This window comes from Burkholderia sp. Ac-20344 (assembly GCF_017104975.1).
Classification (GTDB): domain Bacteria; phylum Pseudomonadota; class Gammaproteobacteria; order Burkholderiales; family Burkholderiaceae; genus Burkholderia.
The window spans coordinates 1-17901 of sequence record NZ_JAAGPP010000162.1; the positions used below are offsets into that span (position 1 = coordinate 1).

The 17901-nt window shown below is 71.5% G+C and carries 6 protein-coding genes; 5 read left to right on the forward strand and 1 reads right to left on the reverse strand.

Going from position 1 to position 17901, the window contains the following annotated elements; genetic code table 11:
• From G3N64_RS33320 to G3N64_RS33330, 3 genes are all read left to right on the forward strand, one after another.
• The coding region (locus tag G3N64_RS33320) for an iron chelate uptake ABC transporter family permease subunit (RefSeq protein ID WP_205787959.1) at window positions 1-1043 on the forward strand (1043 nt) is incomplete at its 5' end.
• The gene (gene fhuF / locus G3N64_RS33325) at window positions 1040-1840 is read left to right on the forward strand and encodes a siderophore-iron reductase FhuF (RefSeq protein WP_205787960.1); all 801 of its coding nucleotides are present in this window, start codon (window positions 1040-1042) and stop codon (window positions 1838-1840) included. The genes G3N64_RS33320 and fhuF, both read left to right, overlap by 4 nt.
• The gene (locus tag G3N64_RS33330; protein ID WP_205787961.1) at window positions 1837-2874 is read left to right on the forward strand and encodes an iron-siderophore ABC transporter substrate-binding protein; all 1038 of its coding nucleotides are present in this window, start codon (window positions 1837-1839) and stop codon (window positions 2872-2874) included. The genes fhuF and G3N64_RS33330 overlap by 4 nt, the downstream gene beginning before the upstream one ends.
• A gap of 174 nt (window positions 2875-3048) precedes the next feature.
• On the opposite strand, the gene G3N64_RS33335 is transcribed toward G3N64_RS33330, so the two are convergent.
• The gene (locus G3N64_RS33335; protein WP_205787962.1) at window positions 3049-4794 is read right to left on the reverse strand and encodes a cyclic peptide export ABC transporter; all 1746 of its coding nucleotides are present in this window, start codon (window positions 4792-4794) and stop codon (window positions 3049-3051) included.
• A gap of 270 nt (window positions 4795-5064) precedes the next feature.
• Here G3N64_RS33335 and G3N64_RS33340 point away from each other — a divergent pair, with 270 nt between their 5' ends.
• Together G3N64_RS33340 and G3N64_RS33345 are read left to right on the forward strand one after the other, a co-directional pair.
• A complete protein-coding gene (locus G3N64_RS33340) occupies window positions 5065-14733 on the forward strand; it encodes a non-ribosomal peptide synthetase (RefSeq protein ID WP_205787963.1) in 9669 nt (3222 codons plus the stop codon).
• 9 nt (window positions 14734-14742) lie between these two features.
• Window positions 14743-17901: amino acid adenylation domain-containing protein (locus G3N64_RS33345; RefSeq protein WP_205787964.1), on the forward strand; the 3159-nt coding region annotated here is incomplete at its 3' end.

Sequence of the window (17901 nt, forward strand, 5' to 3'; positions counted from 1 at the left end):
CCGAACGCGCGGCGGGCGGCGGCTCGACGCGGCTCGTCGGCTGGCTCGAACGGCTCGGCTGGCCGCTGCGCACGGCGCTGTTCGTCGTGGCAGGCGGGCTGGTCGTGTTCGTCGGCGTGTCGGCCGGCCCCGAGTGGCTGTCGATCGCGCGCTGGTCCGCCGCGCTGTCCGGCCAGGATGCGCTCGCGCGGATGCTGATCGACCTGCGCATGCCGCGCCTGCTGTGCGCGCTCCTCGCGGGTGCGCTGCTGGCGGTCAGCGGCGTCGCGATGCAAAGCGTCGTGCGTAATCCGCTCGCGGGCCCCGAAGTGCTGGGTGTCACGCAGGGCGCGGGGCTCGTCACGCTGTTCGCGCTGTCGACGTGGCCGCTGATGGGCCACGTGACGCTCGCGGCCGCCGCGCTGATCGGCGGTGGTTTGTCGCTCGCGATCACGCTCGCGCTGAATCACCGGCATCGCTACGCGCCGCTCGCCGTGGCGCTGACGGGTATCGTGATCGGCGCGCTGTGGACCACGCTCGCGCAATGGCTGATCACGCAGGAAAGCGTGCAGCCCGCACGCTTCGTCGTGTGGCTCGTCGGCGGTACCTATGGCCGGAGCTGGGGCGAGGTGTCGATGCTGCTGCCGTGGTGCGTGCTCGCGGTGCCCGTGTTTGCGTGGCTCGCGAAACCGCTCGACATGCTCGCGCTCGGCGACGACCAGGCAGCCGCGCTCGGCCTGCCGGTGGCCGCGCTGCGGCCGCTCGCGCTGACGATCGCGACGCTTGCCGCGTGCGCGGCCGTCGCGGCGGTCGGGCCGGTCGGCTTCATCGGGCTGATGGCGCCGCACGTCGCGACGATGCTCGGCGCGCGCCGGCATCGTACGCGGCTGTGGCTCGCGGCCGCGTGCGGTGCGCTGATCCTTGGCGTTGCGGATCTCGCCGCGCGCACCGTCGTCGCGCCGCGCGAAGTGCCGGCCGGCGTGCTGACCGCGCTGATCGGCGCGCCGTACCTGCTCGGGCTGCTGATCCTCGAGGGGCGCCGCGCCCGGCGCGCAGGGCGATGACGCCGTCGTTCGACGGCGCGCGCACCACGCGTTTCTCCGCGTTCGCGCCTGAACCGTTCGCCGAACACCTCGACGTCGTCTGGCTCGGCATGCCCGACGACGCGCCCGCGCCGGGCCGCATCATCGTGCCGGTCAGCGCGTTGCCTGCGCACCGCGACATCGTGCTCGACGCGATGGTCGGCCATTACGGCGGCGATCCGGCGCAGCATGCGCGCGCGCTGGTGTCGCAATGGAGCAAATACTATTTCGGCCGCGCGGCGCCGGCCGGCGTCGTCGCCGCGCTGACGCTCGGCCGGCCGCTCGACATGTCGCCCGAGCGCACGTTCGTCGCGCTCGACGACGGGATGCCCGCCGCGCTGTACTTCGCGCACGATGCGCTCGGCGAACCGTGCGACGATCCGGCGCCGCGCTATGCGGGGCTCGTTGCGCATCTCGGCGCGGCGATCGACCTGCTCGCGGCGATGGGCCGCGTCACGCCGCGCGTGCTGTGGAGCAACGCGGGCAACCTGCTCGACTATCTGCTCGATACGTATCGTTCGCTGCCATGCGCCGCCGATCCCGTCCGGGATGCGGACTGGCTGTTCGGCCCGGCCTGCGTCCACGGCGAACCGAACCCGCTGCGCGTACCCGTGCGCGATGCCGTGCCGCGCTCGGCGCTGCTGCCGACGCCGTTCCGTGCGCGCCGGGTGTGCTGCCTGCGCTATGAAATTCCAGGAGAAACGCAACTGTGTGGAAGCTGCCCCCTGCTACTGACGATGGACGACGCGGCGCTGGCCGGGCAGGACGCGATCCGGTGACGGATGCCGGCCGCCGGCACGCGCTCGGCGCACTCGCGGTGCTCGGTGCCGCGTGCTGCGGCGCGCTTTCCGCATCGTCCGGCGCCGTCGCCGCGACCCTCGATACCCATCGCGCGCAGGGCGTGCGTGCGCCGGGCGCGGTGTCGCTGGCCGGTAATCCGGTCGTGTCGCAGGCGAGCGCGACGATGCCGGTGCGGCCGCAGCGCGTGGTCGCGCTCGACTTCATGTTCGCGGAAAGCGCGATCGCGCTCGACATCGTGCCGGTCGGGATGGCCGATACGGCGTTCTATCCGGGCTGGCTCGGCTATCAAAGCGACCGGCTCGCGCACGTGACCGACATCGGCTCGCGCCAGGAGCCGGGCCTCGAAGCGATCGCGGCGGTCAAGCCCGACCTGATCATCGGCGTCGGTTTCCGGCATGCGCCGATCTTCGATGCGCTCGACCGGATCGCGCCGACCATCCTGTTCCAGTTCAGCCCGAACGTGTCGGACGGCGGCGTGCCGGTCACGCAGCTCGACTGGATGCGGCAGATCTTCCGGACGATCGGCGCGGTGACGGGGCGCGACGCGCGTGCGCAGGCGGTCGATGCGCAACTCGATGCGGGAATCGCGCGCAATGCGGCGCGGCTCGCGGCCGCGGGCAGAAAAGGCGAGCGCATCGCGCTGCTGCAGGATCTCGGCCTGCCCGACCGCTACTGGGCGTATACGGGCAACAGCACGTCGGCGGGCCTCGCGCGGGCGCTCGGGCTCGATCCGTGGCCGAAGAAGCCGACGCGGGAAGGCACGCTGTACGTGACGTCGGCCGATTTGCTCAGGCAGCGCGAGCTGGCCGTGCTGTTCGTGACCGCATCGGGGATGGACGTGCCGCTGTCCGCGAAACTCGATTCGCCGGTGTGGCGCTTCGTGCCCGCGATGAAGGAACACCGGATCGCGCTCATCGAACGCAATATCTGGGGGTTCGGCGGGCCGATGTCGGCGCTGAAACTGGCCGACATGATGACCGATACGATGCTGAAGCTGCCGGCCGTGCGCTGAGGGTGCGGCGGTCGATCGGCGGATGACGCCGCGTCGACTTCGACGGGCACGGCATTGCGGCCGGCCTGACTCGTCGTGAACGCCCACGCGCCCGAAGCATTTCCCTTTGAAACGAAACTCGCCGACGCACTGCCATTGCAGCGCGTCGGCGATTGTTTTCATTCGACTGCCGTGTTACGCGCTCAGCGCGTCGACGCCATCCTGCGCGCGCGACCGCGCGGGCGTCGTGTCGCTGACGATGCGCCCGTTGTCGAGCTTCAACAAGCGGTCGGCGAGATCGAAGTAGCGGTCGTCGTGCGTGATCACGATCACGGCCTTGCCGCGCGCGCGCAGCTCGGGCAGCAATTGCTCGTAGAACACGGCCTTGAACGACGGATCCTGGTCGGCCGCCCATTCGTCGAACAGGTAGAACGGCCGGTCCTCCAGGTACGCGACGACGAGCGCGAGCCGCTTGCGCTGCCCGGTCGACAGCGCGCGGGTCGAGAATGCGCCGTCGACCACCTTCACCTTGTGATCGAGCGCGAGCTTCGCGACGAGCGCGTTCGCGCGCGCATCGGCCTGTGCGCGGGACGGATCGTCGGGATCGACGATGCCGAGCAGCGCATCGAACAGGTGGAAATCGTTGAACACCGCGCTGAAGCGCTGCCGGTACGCGGCGCGCTCGCGCCAGCCGATCGTGCGGCCGTCGACCTCGATCGTGCCTTCCTCGGGCTCGTAGAGGCCCGTCAGCACTTTCGCGAGCGTCGTCTTGCCGCTGCCGTTGCCGCCGACGATGAACACGAGCTCGCCCGGCTGGATCGTCAGGTTGATCGGCCCGATGCTGAACATCCGTTCGTCGCGTTCGTGGAAGTACGCATGCGTGACGCCGCGCAGCGTGACGGCGCCGGCCGGCGGCACGTCGGGTGCATCGGCTGCGGGCGGCACCGTGCGCAGTGCGCCGAATTCGGCCATCACGCCTTCGATCCGCGTAAGCGACACGCGGGCCGCGTTGACGGTCGGCAGGTTGTTCAGCAGCCCGTCGAGCGGCACGAGCATGAACAGGAACACCACGACGTAGCCGGCGGCCGCGGCCGGATCGGCATGCACGCCGAGCTGCGGCCAGAACGACGCGATGCCGAGGAACGCATAGAACAGGAAGATGATCCAGCCGACGCCGACCGCGTACGCGCTGAACGCGCGGCGGCGGTGGTCGCGCACTTCGCCGATCGCGGCGCCGAGCTGGCCGTCGACGAACTGGCGTGCGCGTTCATCGTGCAGCTTCAGCTCCTTCGCGCCGGAAAACAGCGAGCCGAGATAGCCGAACAGGCGGTCCTGCGCGTGGCCGGCCGCTTCGAGCGACGCGATCGCGCGGCGGTCGCCGGTGTGGTAGCCGAGCGAGCCGGCGATGATCGCGGCCAGCGCCAGCAGGCACACGGGCCACGACAGCCACGCGAGATAGCCGAGGCAGCCGAACACGATCGAGCCGTGCATGACCAGGTTCGGCAGCGCGAAGAACAGCATCGACACGTTGGTGGCGTCGTCGGTCAGCACCGACTGCACGGGCGCCGCGCCGATCCGCTCGATGTCGCGCAGCTCGGCCGCGCCGACGCGCCGCGCGAGATGCATGCGCAGCCGCGCCATCGTGTCCTGCGACAGGCGGGCAAACAGCGTGCCCGACACGATCCGCGTGACGAGCGCGATCACCGCGCACAGCGCGAAACGCCACGCGAGCGACGCGTCGGCCGCGCCCGGCTGCGACAGCGCGCGGTTCAGCGTCGCGACGAGCAGCACGCTCGCGACGCCGTTCAGCACGCACGCGGTGAGCGCCAGCGCGAGCGACGCGCGGCTTTCGCGCAACAGCGCGAGGATCAGGCGCGCCGCGGGGCGGGCGCGGGAGGCGTCGAGGGACGGCGGGGAAGAAGGCTCGTGGGCGGCTGTCATCGGCAACGTCGGTAAAGGGAAGGCAAGCGAAAACGCGGAAACGGCAAAACTGACGCGAAAGCGGCGGGCGAGGCGGGGCCCGTTCCGGCTTTCCTCCCTGATAGACGAACGGGCCGCGCAAATATTTAGCAACCCCTTCAAAAAAGTTTCCGCACGCGCTTTGAGCACAAAACGGTAAAAAATCGGCCGCGCCGTTCGTCACACCAGTGAAGCCGCCCCAAGCGGCCCCGAGACTTGGCCGAAGCGGCCGGACCGAAGGACTTCACGCACATGACGAGTTTCCCGACTGCGCTGCATCACCGAATCCGCGAACTGGCGCGCATCGCGCCCGACGCACCCGCGATCGCGGTCCCTTTCCAGAATGACTTGCGCCTGTCGCGCGGCGCGCTCGACGCGCGGGCGTCGCGGCTGGCCCGGCAACTGCGCGCGGCCGGCGTCGGCGCGGAAGTGCGGGTCGGCGTGTGCGTCGAGCGCTCGTGCGAGCTGTTCGTCGCGCTGCTGGCCGTGCTGAAGGCGGGGGGCGTATTCGTGCCGCTCGATCCGCGTCATCCGGCCGCGCGCCTCGACTGGATCGTCCAGGATGCGCATCTGCGGCACGGGATCGTCGACGCGGCCGGCCGCGCGGCGCTCGGCGCGCCGTTCGAACACGCGTTCGACGTGGCAGGGGCAGCGGAAGCGGCGGACGGGCAGGATCTTGCCGCCGATGACGAAGCGGTGTCCGTCCATCCGCGTTCGGCCGCCTACATGATCTATACGTCGGGTTCGACCGGCACGCCGAAGGCCGTCGTCGTCGAGCACGGGCCGCTCGCCGCGCACTGCGACGCGCTCGCGGCTGCGCTGCCGATCGAGGCCGGCGACCGCCTGCTGCATTTCGCGTCGGTCAATTTCGACGCCGCACACGAGTGCTGGCTGGCGCCGCTCGCGACCGGCGCGAGCATCGTCGTGGCGCCGCCGCAGCCGTTCGCGCCCGATGCTGCACATGCGCTGATGGTGGGTGAATCGGTCAACGTGGCCGCGTTCCCGCCCGCGTACCTGCGCGAATTCGCGGCGGTGGCCGCGCGCGACGGCGTGCCGCCGGCGCTGCGGGTGCTCGCGTTCGGCGGCGAAGCGCTGCCGCAGCAGGCGTTCGAATTCGTGCGCCGCACGTTCCCGTCGGTACGCCTGATCAACGGCTACGGGCCGACCGAGGCCGTCATTTCGCCGATGCTGTGGCCGGTCGAGCCGGGCGAGACGCCCGTGCTGGCTGCCGGCGACGCGTATGCGTCGTTGCCGATCGGCCGTGTGATCGGCCCGCGCGTCGCGCGTGTCGACGGCGGCGAGGCCGATGGCGTGGGCGAACTGTTGCTGGGCGGTGTCTGCGTCGCGCGCGGCTATCACGGCCGCCCGGCGCTGACGGCCGAACGTTTCATTCCCGATGCCGATGGCGACCCCGGTGCGCGCGTGTATCGCACCGGCGACCTCGCACGGCTGCGCGCCGACGGCGCATTCGACTATCTCGGCCGCCTCGACGACCAGGTCCAGGTGCGCGGCGTGCGCGTGGAGCCCGCTGAAATCGCTGCGTGCCTGCGTTCGCATCCGGCCGTGGCGGACGCGGCCGTGGTCGCGGAAACCGGCAACGGGCCGACGCGGCTGATCGCGTGTGTCGCCCTCCGCGCGGCAGCCGGCGATGTCGCGCTCAAGGCGCACGTGGCCGCGCAACTGCCGGCCGCATGGCAGCCGCACCGGTTCGTGCGTTGCGATGCGCTGCCGTACACGCTGAACGGCAAGATCGACCGTGCCGCGCTGCGCGAGAAGATTGCCGCCGCGCGCGACACCGCGCAAGGTAGCGGCGACGCACCGCGCACGCCGACCGAACAACAGCTCGCCGGCCTCTGGCAGACGCTGCTCGGCCTCGACGTCACGCCGTCGCGCGACGACCGTTTCTTTGCGCTGGGTGCGGATTCTCTCGCTGCGATGCAACTGCAGGCCGCGATCCGCGCCGCAGAACGCGTGAACCTGCGGCTCGATACGCTGTTCGCCGATCCGGCGCTCTTCGAACTGGCCGAGGCGGTCGATCGCGCGGAACGCGAAACCGGCGCACCGCTGGCCGCGATTGCCGCGCGCCGTATGACGGCCAATGCGGCCAATGCGGACGCGCCGCACGTCGATCGCGCCGCATCGCTCGCGCAGCAACGTTTCTGGGTGCTCGCGCAAACGCGTGACGCGAGCGCCGCGTATCACATCGCCGCGCACTGGACGATCGACGGCACGCTCGATCGCACTGCGCTGCAGTGCGCGCTCGATCACGTGATCGGCCGGCACGAAGCATGGCGCACGACGCTCGTCGACAACGACGACGGCGTCGTGATGCAACGGATCCATGCGCATCTGCCGGTGTCGATCGTCGACGTCGACCTGCGCGACCAACCGCCCGCCGCACGCGACGCGCAAGCCGCGCGTCTCGCCGAGCGCGATGCGGCCGAACCGTTCGACCTCGCACGCGGCCCGCTGCTGCGCGCGACGCTGGTTGCGCTTGCCGACGACCGTCACCGCCTGCTGCTGACCGCGCATCACGCGATCACCGACGGCTGGAGCTCGCGTTGTGCGTTCGACGAACTGTCGGCCGCCTATCGTGCGTATGCCGAAGGCCGCGAGCCGTCGCTGCGCGAACTGCCGATCCAGTACGCCGACTACGCGGACTGGCAACGCGACATGCTGGCCGGCGGCGAGGGCGAGCGTCAACTTGATTACTGGCGCGGCGCATTGCGCGACGTGCCGGGCCCGCTCGCGCTGCCGGTCGACCGCCAGCCGGGGGCGGTACGCACGCTGCACGGCGCGCGCGTGTCGGTGCGGCTGTCCGATGCGGTCGCGGCCGACGTGCGGCAACTCGCGCGCGACGCCCAGGCAACCGCCTTCACGGTGCTGCTGGCCGGGCTCGACGCATGGCTGTCGCGCCTGACCGGCGCAACGGATGTCGTCGTCGCGGTGCCGGTCGCGCATCGCCAGCGCCCCGAAACCCGCGCGCTGCTCGGGCTGTTCCTGAATACGGTCGCGCTGCGCGTGCGCGTGGCGCCGACGCTGCCGTTCCGCGCGCTCGTCGATGCGGCGCGCACGGCGGCGCTCGACGCGGTCGCGCACCAGGACGTGCCGTTCGAGCGCGTCGTCGACGCGGTGAAGCCGCCGGTCAAGCGCGGCGACGAATGGCTGCGCGTGAAATTCGCGCAGCAGTTCGACGCGCGGCACGACAGCGTGCTGCCGGGCGCGACGGCCGTTGCAACGCCGGGCCCCGATCTCGCTGCCCGTTTCGACTTCGCAGTGGATTTCACCGACGACGCGAACGGCATCGAACTGGTCGCGGCCTATGCGACCGACTGCATCGACGCCGACACCGCGCGCGCGTGGCTCGACAGCTACGCGGCGCTCGTCGGCGCGGCCGCGCGCGATCCGCACCAAACGACGGCCGTACTGCCATGCGATGCGTCGGCCGCTTCGCGCCAGCCGCGCGATGGCCGCGCGCTGCGCGTCGAACATGCCGACATCGTCGCCGCGTTCGCGCGGCAGGCGGCCGCGTATCCGCATCGCGTCGCGCTCGCCGATGCGTCCGCATCGCTGACGTTCGCCGAACTCGACGACGCGTCGAACCGCATCGCACGCGCGCTGACCCAGCGCGGCGTGGCCGCGGAAGCGTCCGTCATCGTCTGCATCGAACGCTCGGCGCGCTTCGTCGTCGGCCTGCTCGGCGCACTGAAGGCCGGCGCGCTCGCCGTGCTGCTCGATCCCGCGCAGCCGGCCGCGCGCCTCGCTGCCGCGGCGGCCGACTGCGGCGCGCGCTGGGCGCTCGTCGCGGAGCCGGCCGTGTGGCCGGCCGGCATCGACGCCCAGCCGCTCGACGTCGACACGCTCGCGCAGGACGCGACACTCGCGCACGCGGCCGGCGTGCGCGTCGCACCGCATCCGGAGCAGGGCGCATACCTGATCTATACGTCGGGCTCGACCGGCACGCCGAAGGGTGTCGTCGTGTCGCACGGCGCACTGGCCGACTACGTGCAGGGGATGCTCGACGAATTCGCATTCGCACCGGACGCGTCGTTCGCGATGGTGTCGACTGTCGCGGCCGACCTCGGTCACACGACGCTGTTCGGCGCGCTGTGCGCGGGCCGCACGCTGCACCTGCTGCCGGCCGCGTGTGCGTTCGATCCGGACCTGTTCGCCGATGAAATGCGCCGCCGCGACGTCGGCGTGCTGAAGATCGTGCCGAGCCACCTGCAGGCGCTGCTCGATGCACGCGTACCGGCCGACGTGCTGCCGCGTCACGCGCTCGTGACGGGCGGCGAAACGCTCACGTGGGCGCTCGTCGCACGCGTGGCCGCACTTGCGCCGGCCTGCCGCGTGATCAACCACTACGGGCCGACCGAAGCGACCGTCGGCGCGATCGCGTGCGACACGGCGTCGATCGCCGCCGATGCACGCGATCCCGCGAGCGGCGTGCCGCTCGGCCTGCCGCTGCCGAATGCGCGCGCGCTCGTGCTCGACGCGTTCGGCGCATGCGTGCCGGCTGGCGCGACGGGCGAGCTGTATCTGGGCGGCCCGGGCGTCGCGCGCGGCTACCTCGGGCGCCCGGCGCAGACCGCCGAGCGCTTCGTGCCCGATCCGTTCACGCCCGGCGCGCGGCTGTATCGCACGGGCGACCGCGTGCGGTTGTGCGCGGACGGCCGCCTCGCATTCCTCGGCCGCATCGACGACCAGGTGAAGATTCGCGGCTACCGCGTCGAGCCGGGCGAGGTGAGCGCGGCCGTGCGTGCGGCCGGCCCGGTTGCGCAGGCTGAAACCCTCGCGATCGAACACGAAGGCCGGCTGCGGCTCGCGACGTTCGTCGTGATGCGCGACGGCGCGACCTTCGACGAGGCTGCCATGCGCACGGCGGTTGCCGCGAAGCTGCCCGACTATATGGTGCCCGCGCAGTTCGTCGCGCTCGCGCGCCTGCCGGTGACCGCAAACGGCAAGATCGATCGCGCCGCGTTGCGCGAGCGGGCGGCCGCGCCGGTTGCGACTGCATCCGGCGATGCGCCGCAGGGCCCGGTCGAAACGGTGCTCGCCGAAGTCTGGCAGGCTGTGCTGAAGGCGCCGCAGGTCGGCCGCGACGACAACTTCTTCGAACTCGGCGGCGATTCGATCCTCGTGCTGCAGGTGATCGCCCGGGCGCGCAAGCGCGGCGTGCGCTTCACGCCGAAGCAGCTGTTCGACGGCCCGACCGTCGCCGAACTCGCACGCATCGCGAAGACGGAGGATGTAGCCGCCGCTGCCGCGCAGCCTGTGGGCGCGGCCGCTGCCAGCGCGCCGGTGACCGCGCAGTTCCTGACGCCCGCGCAGCAACGCTTCTTCGCGCTCGATGTCCCGCATCCGGGCCACTGGAACCAGTCGGTCGCGTTCGACGTGCGCGGGCCGTTCGATGCCGACGCGTTCGCGCGCGCCTTCGACGCCTTGCTGACGCATCACGACGCCTTCCGCCAGCGCTTTGCGCGCGGTGCGGACGGCACGTGGCACGCCAGCGATGCCGCGAAGCCGTACGATGCGCTGCCGTTCGTCGAAGTCGCCGCCCGCGACGAAGCCGACGCGCTTGCGCGCTTCGACGCATTGCAGCGCCGTCTCGACCTCGGCCGCGGGCCGCTTGCCTGCGCATGCGCGGCACGCTTGCCGGACGGTTCGACGCAGCTCTATCTCGCGATTCACCATGCGATCGTCGATGGCGTGTCGTGGCGCATCCTGCTCGACGATCTGGACACGGCTTACCGCGCCGCATGCGAACGTACGCCGGTCCGTCTGTCGCAGCCGGGCCTGCGCGCGGATGCATGGGCGTCGCGACTCGCACGTGCAGCGATGGAACCGGCATCGCCGTTCGCGGCCGAAGCTGCTTACTGGGCGGGCATGGCGCAGGGCGACGACGTCGTGCCCGATCATCCGGACGCAACGGCGACGAACGCCGATGCGGCCGTCGTCGTGCAGACGATCGATGCGGCGTTGACCCGTGCGGCGCTGACCGATGCACATGCGGCCTATCGCACGCAGACGATCGAACTGCTGGGCGCGGCGCTTGCGCTGTCGCTGGCCGGCGCGAGCGGTGCCGCATCGTGCCGTGTCGAACTGGAAGGGCATGGCCGTGAGGCGCTGTTCGACGACGCGGATGCCAGCCGCACGATCGGCTGGCTGACGAGCCATTACCCGGTGACGCTGCCGGTCGCGGCCACCGCCCGCGACACGCTGTGCGCGGTCAAGGACACGCTGCGTGCGGTGCCGCACAAGGGGCTCGGCTTCGGCGTGCTCGCGCACTACGGCGATGCGCCGACGCGTGCGGCGCTGGCCGCCGTGCCGCGCCCGCGCGTCACGTTCAACTATCTCGGCCAGTTCGACGCGCCCCGCGATGCCACGCTCGTGCCGCGCTTCGGCGGCACCGGCGTCGAACGCGATCCACAGGGGCCGCTCGGCAATACGCTCGCGATCCACGCGTACCTCGATACGGACCGTGACGGCGCGCGCACGCTGAAAGTGCACTGGGTCTACGGTGCACCGCAATTCGACCGCGCGACGGTCGACGCATTCGCCGAACGCTTCGCGGCGGCGTTGCGCGAACTCGTCGAAGCGTGCGCGTCGCGCGTTGCGCATCGCGGCGGTGGCGCGACGCCGGGCGATTTCCCGCTCGCGCAGGCCGCCGGTCTCACGCAGGCCGCGATCGAGCGCACGCCGCTCGACTGGCGCACGATCGACGACGTGTATCCGCTGTCGCCGATGCAGCAAGGCATCCTGTTCCACGCGCTGTTCGCGCCCGGTCATGCCAGCTACGTGAACCAGCTCGTCGCGACCGCGGCCGCGCTTGACGCCGACCGGCTCGCAGCCGCGTTCGAAGCGTCGATCGCGCGCCACGACATCCTGCGCACGAGCGTGATGCCGGACGAAGCCGCGCCGCTGCAGTGCGTGCATCGCCATGCGCGGATGCCGGTCGAGCAACTCGACTGGCGCACGCGCGGCGACACGTTCGACGCCGATTTCGACGCCTGGCTCGCCGCCGATCGCGCACGCGGCTTCGACTGGCGCGAGCCGCCGCTGATGCGGCTCACGTTGATCCGCGTGACCGACGGCGCATGGCGCGTCGTGTGGACGCGTCACCACGTGCTGCTCGACGGCTGGAGCACCGCGCGCCTGCTTGCGGACGTATTGCGCGACTATCGCGACCCGGACGCCGTGTCGCCGTTCGCGAGCCGCCCGGCACTGCGCTACCGCGATTTCATCGCGTGGCTCGGCACGCGCGACCGCGACGCCGACGAGCGTTTCTGGACGGAACGCCTCGCGCGACTCGACGCCCCGACGCTGATCGCGGAACGGACGGCCGACCGTGCGGATGCCGAGATGGTCACGTGGCGCGCGACGCTCGATGCCGACATGACGACGCGCGTCGCGCAGACGGCGCGTGCACTGAAGCTGACCGTCAACACGCTGGTGCAGGGCGCTTGGGCGCTCGCACTGCAGCGGATGACGCACCAGCCGGCCGTCGCGTTCGGCGCGACGGTCGCGGGCCGTCCCGATGCACTTGCTGATGTCGATTCGGTGCTCGGTCTCTTCATCAACACGCTGCCGGTCATTACCGCACCGGCGCCGCAGCAGCGCGCGGCCGACTGGCTGCAAACACTGCAACGCGAGAACGCGGCCGCCGCCGAGCACGCGCACACGCCGCTCGCCGACATCCAGCGCTGGGCCCGCGGCGCGGGCGGTGCACTGTTCGACACGCTGGTCGTGTTCGAGAACTACCCGGTCGACGACACGGCGCGCGATGCCGATCCGCGCGCGCTGGCGTTGAGCGGCGTGCGCAGCATCGAAGCTACCGATTTCGCGCTGACGCTCGTGATCGAGAGCGGCGCCGGGCTGACGATCGACTACGGCTACGACACCGCGCGCGTCGATGCGCGGCAGGTTGAAACCTGGCACCGCGCGTTCGCATGCGCGCTCGATGCGCTGGCCCGCACGCCGGACGCGCTGCTCGGCACGCTGTCGATTGCCGACGACGCGACCCGCGATGCACTGGCGCTGGCGCAGGACACCGCGCGCGCATGGCCGGCATCGCAACGGCAGCCGCTGCACCTGCAATTTGCCGCTGCCGCACAGGCGACGCCCGACGCGATCGCGCTCGAATACGCGGACGTTCACGGTGGTGTGCATCGCGCGACCTGTCGCGAGCTCGACATCAGTACGTCGCGCATCGCGGCCGCGCTGCGCCGGCGCGGCGTGCAGCCCGACACGCCGGTCGCGCTGTGCGTCGAGCGTTCGTTCGACATGGTGATGGCGCTGGTCGGCGTGCTGAAGGCCGGTGCGGCCTACCTGCCGGTCGATCCCGACTATCCGGCCGAGCGCATCGCGTATCTGCTGCGCGACGCGCGGCCGGCCGTCGCGATCACGCAGGCCCATCTGCGCGAGCCGGTCGAGGCCGCACTCGGCGACGGTGCCGCAACACAGTTGCTGACGGTTGCGGACCTGCTCGCCGATGCAACGGAAACCGACGCCGCCAGCGCGACCGCCACGATCGACGACGCCCAACTCGCATACCTGATCTACACGTCCGGTTCGACCGGCAAGCCGAAGGGCGCCGGCAACACGCACGGCGCGCTCGCGAACCGGATTGCGTGGATGCAGGACGCGTACCGGCTGACGCGCGACGACGTCGTGCTGCACAAGACGCCGTTCGGCTTCGACGTGTCGGTATGGGAATTCGTGTGGCCGCTGGCGATCGGCGCGAAGCTCGCGATTGCCGCGCCCGGCGACCATCGCGATCCGGCGCGCCTGGCGGCCGCGATCCACGCGCACGGCGTGACGGTGCTGCACTTCGTGCCGTCGATGCTCGCCGCGTTCGCCGCGTATCTCGACGATTTCTCGGCCGCCGCACAGTGCGACAGCGTGCGCCTGATCGTCGCGAGCGGCGAGGCACTGGCGCCTGAACTCGTCGCGAAGATGGCGCGGCTGCTGCCGGGCGCGACACTCGTGAACCTGTACGGGCCGACCGAAGCCGCGATCGACGTGTCGCACTGGACCTGCGGCCCCGACGACGCACATGCGGTCGCGGTGCCGATCGGCCATCCGATCGCGAACCTGCAACTGCACGTGCTCGATGCCGCATGGCAGCCGGTGCCGGCCGGCGCGACCGGCGAACTGTATCTCGCGGGCGCGGGCCTCGCGCGCGGCTATCTCGGCCGTCCGGCGCTGACCGCCGAGCGCTTCGTGCCCGATCCGTTCGTGCCGGGCGCGCGCATGTACCGCACGGGCGATCTCGCGCGCCGGCGTGCCGACGGTGCGCTCGACTACCTCGGCCGCGTCGATACGCAGGTCAAGCTGCGCGGCCAGCGGATCGAGCCGGGCGAGATCGAGGCATTGCTGCGCGCGGCGACCGGCGTGAACGACGCGGTCGTGATCGTGCGCGACGAGCAGCTGGTCGGCTATGTCGCACGCGGCGACGCGGGCCCGCTCGACCGGGCGGCGCTGCTCGACACGCTGCGCGCGCAATTGCCGGCCTACATGGTGCCGTCGCAGCTGATCGAACTCGACGCGTTGCCGGTCACGCCGAACGGCAAGTGCGACCGCCATGCGTTGCCCGCGCCGGTGCGCGAAGCGGCGGCCGACGTCGAACTCGCGACCGACACGGAACGTGCGCTTGCCGAGATCTGGCAACGCGTGCTGCATGTGGACGCGATCGGCCGCGACGGCGATTTCTTCGTGCTCGGCGGCCATTCGCTGCTCGCGACGCAGGCCCATGCGCAGGCGAACCTGCACTGGGGGCTCGCGTTGCCGCTGCGCACGCTGTTCGACACGCGCACGCTGGCGCGCTGCGCGGAAGCGATCGACGCGGCCTGCGCGACGCGCGGCGCGACCGATGCGGCGAGCGCGATCGACGCGCTGCTCGGCGAACTGGAAACCCAATAAGGACGACGGATGACGAAGGTTCAACCCGACTGGCTCGCGCTCGCGACGCGTTTCGCGCAACTGCCCGACGCGCAGCGCGCGGTCTTCATCGACAAGCTCGGCGCGGCCGGCATCGATTTTCGCGTGCTGCCGATCCCGCCGCGCACGGCGCGCCACGACCGCGTGCCGGCGTCGTTCGCGCAGACGCGGCTGTGGCTGCATGCGCGGCTGATCGATGCGCCGGACGCGTATCACATCACCGAGCGGCTGGCGCTGACGGGCGCGCTCGACGCGCATGCGCTGCGCCTGGCATGCGACGCGCTGATCGCGCGCCACGAGGCGCTGCGCACGACCTTCGACGAGGCGCCGGACGGCGTCGCGCAAACGATCCACGCGCCGTTGCGCTGCCCGTGGCGCGAAACGGATCTCGAAGCGCTGCCGGACGCGCAGCGTGTGGCGCGCGCGGAAGCGGTCGCGACGGCCGACGAAGCCGAACCGTTCGATCTCGGCGTGGCGCCGCTCGTACGCGCCCACCTGGTGCGCTTCGATGCGACGCATCACTGGCTCGCGCTGACCGTGCATCACATCGTGTCGGACGGCTGGTCGTCGGGCGTGATGCTTGAGGAGCTTGCGGCGTTCTATCGCGCGTATGCGTCCGACCGGCCGGTGCCGCTCGCGCCGCTGCCGATCCAGTACGCCGACTACGCGCTGTGGCAGCGCCGCTGGCTCGACGCCGGCGAGCGCGATCGCCAGCTCGCGTTCTGGCGCGAACGGCTCGATCCGCAACGCGGCGTGCTGGCGTTGCCGGGTGCGGCGGCACGACCCGCACGGCGCAGTGCGCGCGGCGCACGCCACGTGTTTTCGCTCGACGCGCGCATCGGCGCGCAACTGCGCGCGTTCGCGGCCACATCGGGCGCCACGCCGTTCGCGGTGCTGCTCGCTGCGCTCGACGTGCTGCTGGCGCGTGCGACCGGCGATGCGCGGATCTGCGTCGGCGTGCCGGCCGCGAACCGCGAACGCGCGGAGGTCGCCGGCCTGATCGGCTTCTTCGTCAACACGCTGGCGATCGATGTCGACGTGCCTGTGCATGGCGACTTCTCGTCGCTGGTCGCGCGCACGCAGCACGCGCTGGTCGATGCGCAGATGCACCAGGACGTGCCGTTCGAGCAGGTGGTCGACGCACTCGGCGTGCCGCGCAGCGCGAGCCACCATCCGCTGTTCCAGGTGATGGCCGCGTACGGCGAGCGCCGCGCGCTGCCGGCGATCGGTGCGGCGTCGGCCGCGGTGCTGCCGTCGGGCACGCCGTCCGCGAAATTCGACCTGACGCTGTCGGTCGAAGCGACGCCCGACGGCACGTTCGACGCCGCATTCGTCTACGCGCTCGACCTGTTCGACGAGGACGCGATCGCCCGGCTCGCCGCGCGCTTCGTCACGCTGCTCGCCGATGCGCTCGCGCGCCCCGACATGGCGGTCGGCGATCTCGACTGGCTGCCCGCAAACGAACGCGCGCAGCTCTTTGCGTGGAACGCGCCGACGGGCGCGATCGAAGCCGAGCCGTTCGTGCCCGTGCATGCACGCATCGCCGTGCATGCGCAAGCACGGCCGGACGCACGCGGCGTGGCCGATATCGATCGCGCACTGACGCGCGGCGAAGTCGACGCGCGCGCAGCGCGGCTGGCACGCCATCTGGTGGCGGCCGGCGTACGGCCCGAGATGCGCGTCGGCGTCGCGCTGCAGCGTTCGGTCGACCTGCTCGTCGCGCTGATCGCGGTGCTGAAGTCGGGCGCCGCCTTCGTGCCGCTCGATCCCGCGCATCCGCGCGAACGGCTCGCGCAGATCGTCGGCGACGCGAACATCGCGCACGTGCTGACCGACGGCGCGAGCGCCGCGTCGCTGCCCGAGCTGCCGGCGCTGCGCGTGTGGCGCGCCGATGAAGTCGAGGCACTCGACGAAGCCGCACACGTCGCGTTGCCGGACGTGCTGCCGGGCCATGCCGCCTATGCGATCTACACGTCGGGCTCGACCGGCAAGCCGAAGGGCGTAATCGTCGACCATGCGTCGTTCGCGCTGCATTGCGCGGCGATCGCCGAACGCTATGGCGCGGGCGAGCAGGACGTGTTCCTGTTGTTCCAGTCGGTCAACTTCGACGGCGCGCATGAAGGCTGGTTTTCGCAATACATGTCGGGCGCCGCCGTGTCGGTGACGGCCGACGTGCTGTGGCCGCCCGCGCAGACCTGCGCGATGATGGTCCGCGACGGCGTGACGATGACCTACGTGCCGCCCGGCTGCGCCGCGCAGCTCGCCGAATGGGCGCTCGCGCACGGCGCGCCGCCGACGCTGCGTTCGCTCACCGTCGGCGGCGAGGCGACGTCGCGCGAGGCGTTCGCGATGCTGCGCCGCGCGCTGCCGAACGTACGCGTGGTCAACGGCTACGGCCCGACCGAGACGGTCATCACGCCGACGCTCTGGATGTTCCGGCCCGGCGACGATCTCGCGAAGCTCGGCGACGCCGCGTACCTGCCGATCGGCACGCTGGTCGGCGCACGCACCGCGCATGTGCTCGACGAACGGCTGCATCCGCTGCCGGTCGGCGTGATCGGCGAACTGTACCTGGGCGGCGAGGGGATCGGCGTCGCGCGCGGCTATCTCGACCGCCCGGCGCTCACGGCCGAGCGTTTCGTGCCCGATCCGTACGGCGCGCCGGGCGCACGGCTGTACCGCACGGGCGACCTCGTGCGGCGTCGCGCGGACGGCGTGTTCGATTTCATCGGCCGCGTCGACCACCAGGTGAAGCTGCGCGGGCTGCGCATCGAACTCGGCGAGATCGAGGCCCAGCTGGCCGCGCACGACGCGGTGCGCGAAGCATGCGCGGTCGTGCACGGGCAGGGCGCACTCGCGCAGCTCGTCGCGTACGTCGAGCTGACCGCCGACGCACAGGCGGCCGCGCAGCCGGTCGAAGCCGCGACGCTCGACGCGCACCTGCGCCGCACGCTGCCCGACTACATGGTGCCTGCGCAACTGATCGTGCTCGACGCGTTGCCGCGCAACGCGAACAGCAAGGTCGACCGCGCACGGCTGCCGGCGCCCGTGCGCGTCGAACGCACTTATGAAGCGCCGCAGGACGGCGATGAAACCGTGCTCGCGGCGATCTGGTGCGACGTGCTGAATCTCGAACGCGTGGGCCGGGGC

What these genes read in the sequence shown, in the direction of transcription:
- fhuF (WP_205787960.1), top strand. Translation starts at nt 1,040, where the DNA reads ATGACGCCGTCGTTCGACGGCGCGCGCACCACGCGTTTCTCCGCGTTC.
- G3N64_RS33335 (WP_205787962.1), bottom strand. Translation starts at nt 4,794, where the DNA reads ATGACAGCCGCCCACGAGCCTTCTTCCCCGCCGTCCCTCGACGCCTCC.
- G3N64_RS33340 (WP_205787963.1), top strand. Translation starts at nt 5,065, where the DNA reads ATGACGAGTTTCCCGACTGCGCTGCATCACCGAATCCGCGAACTGGCG.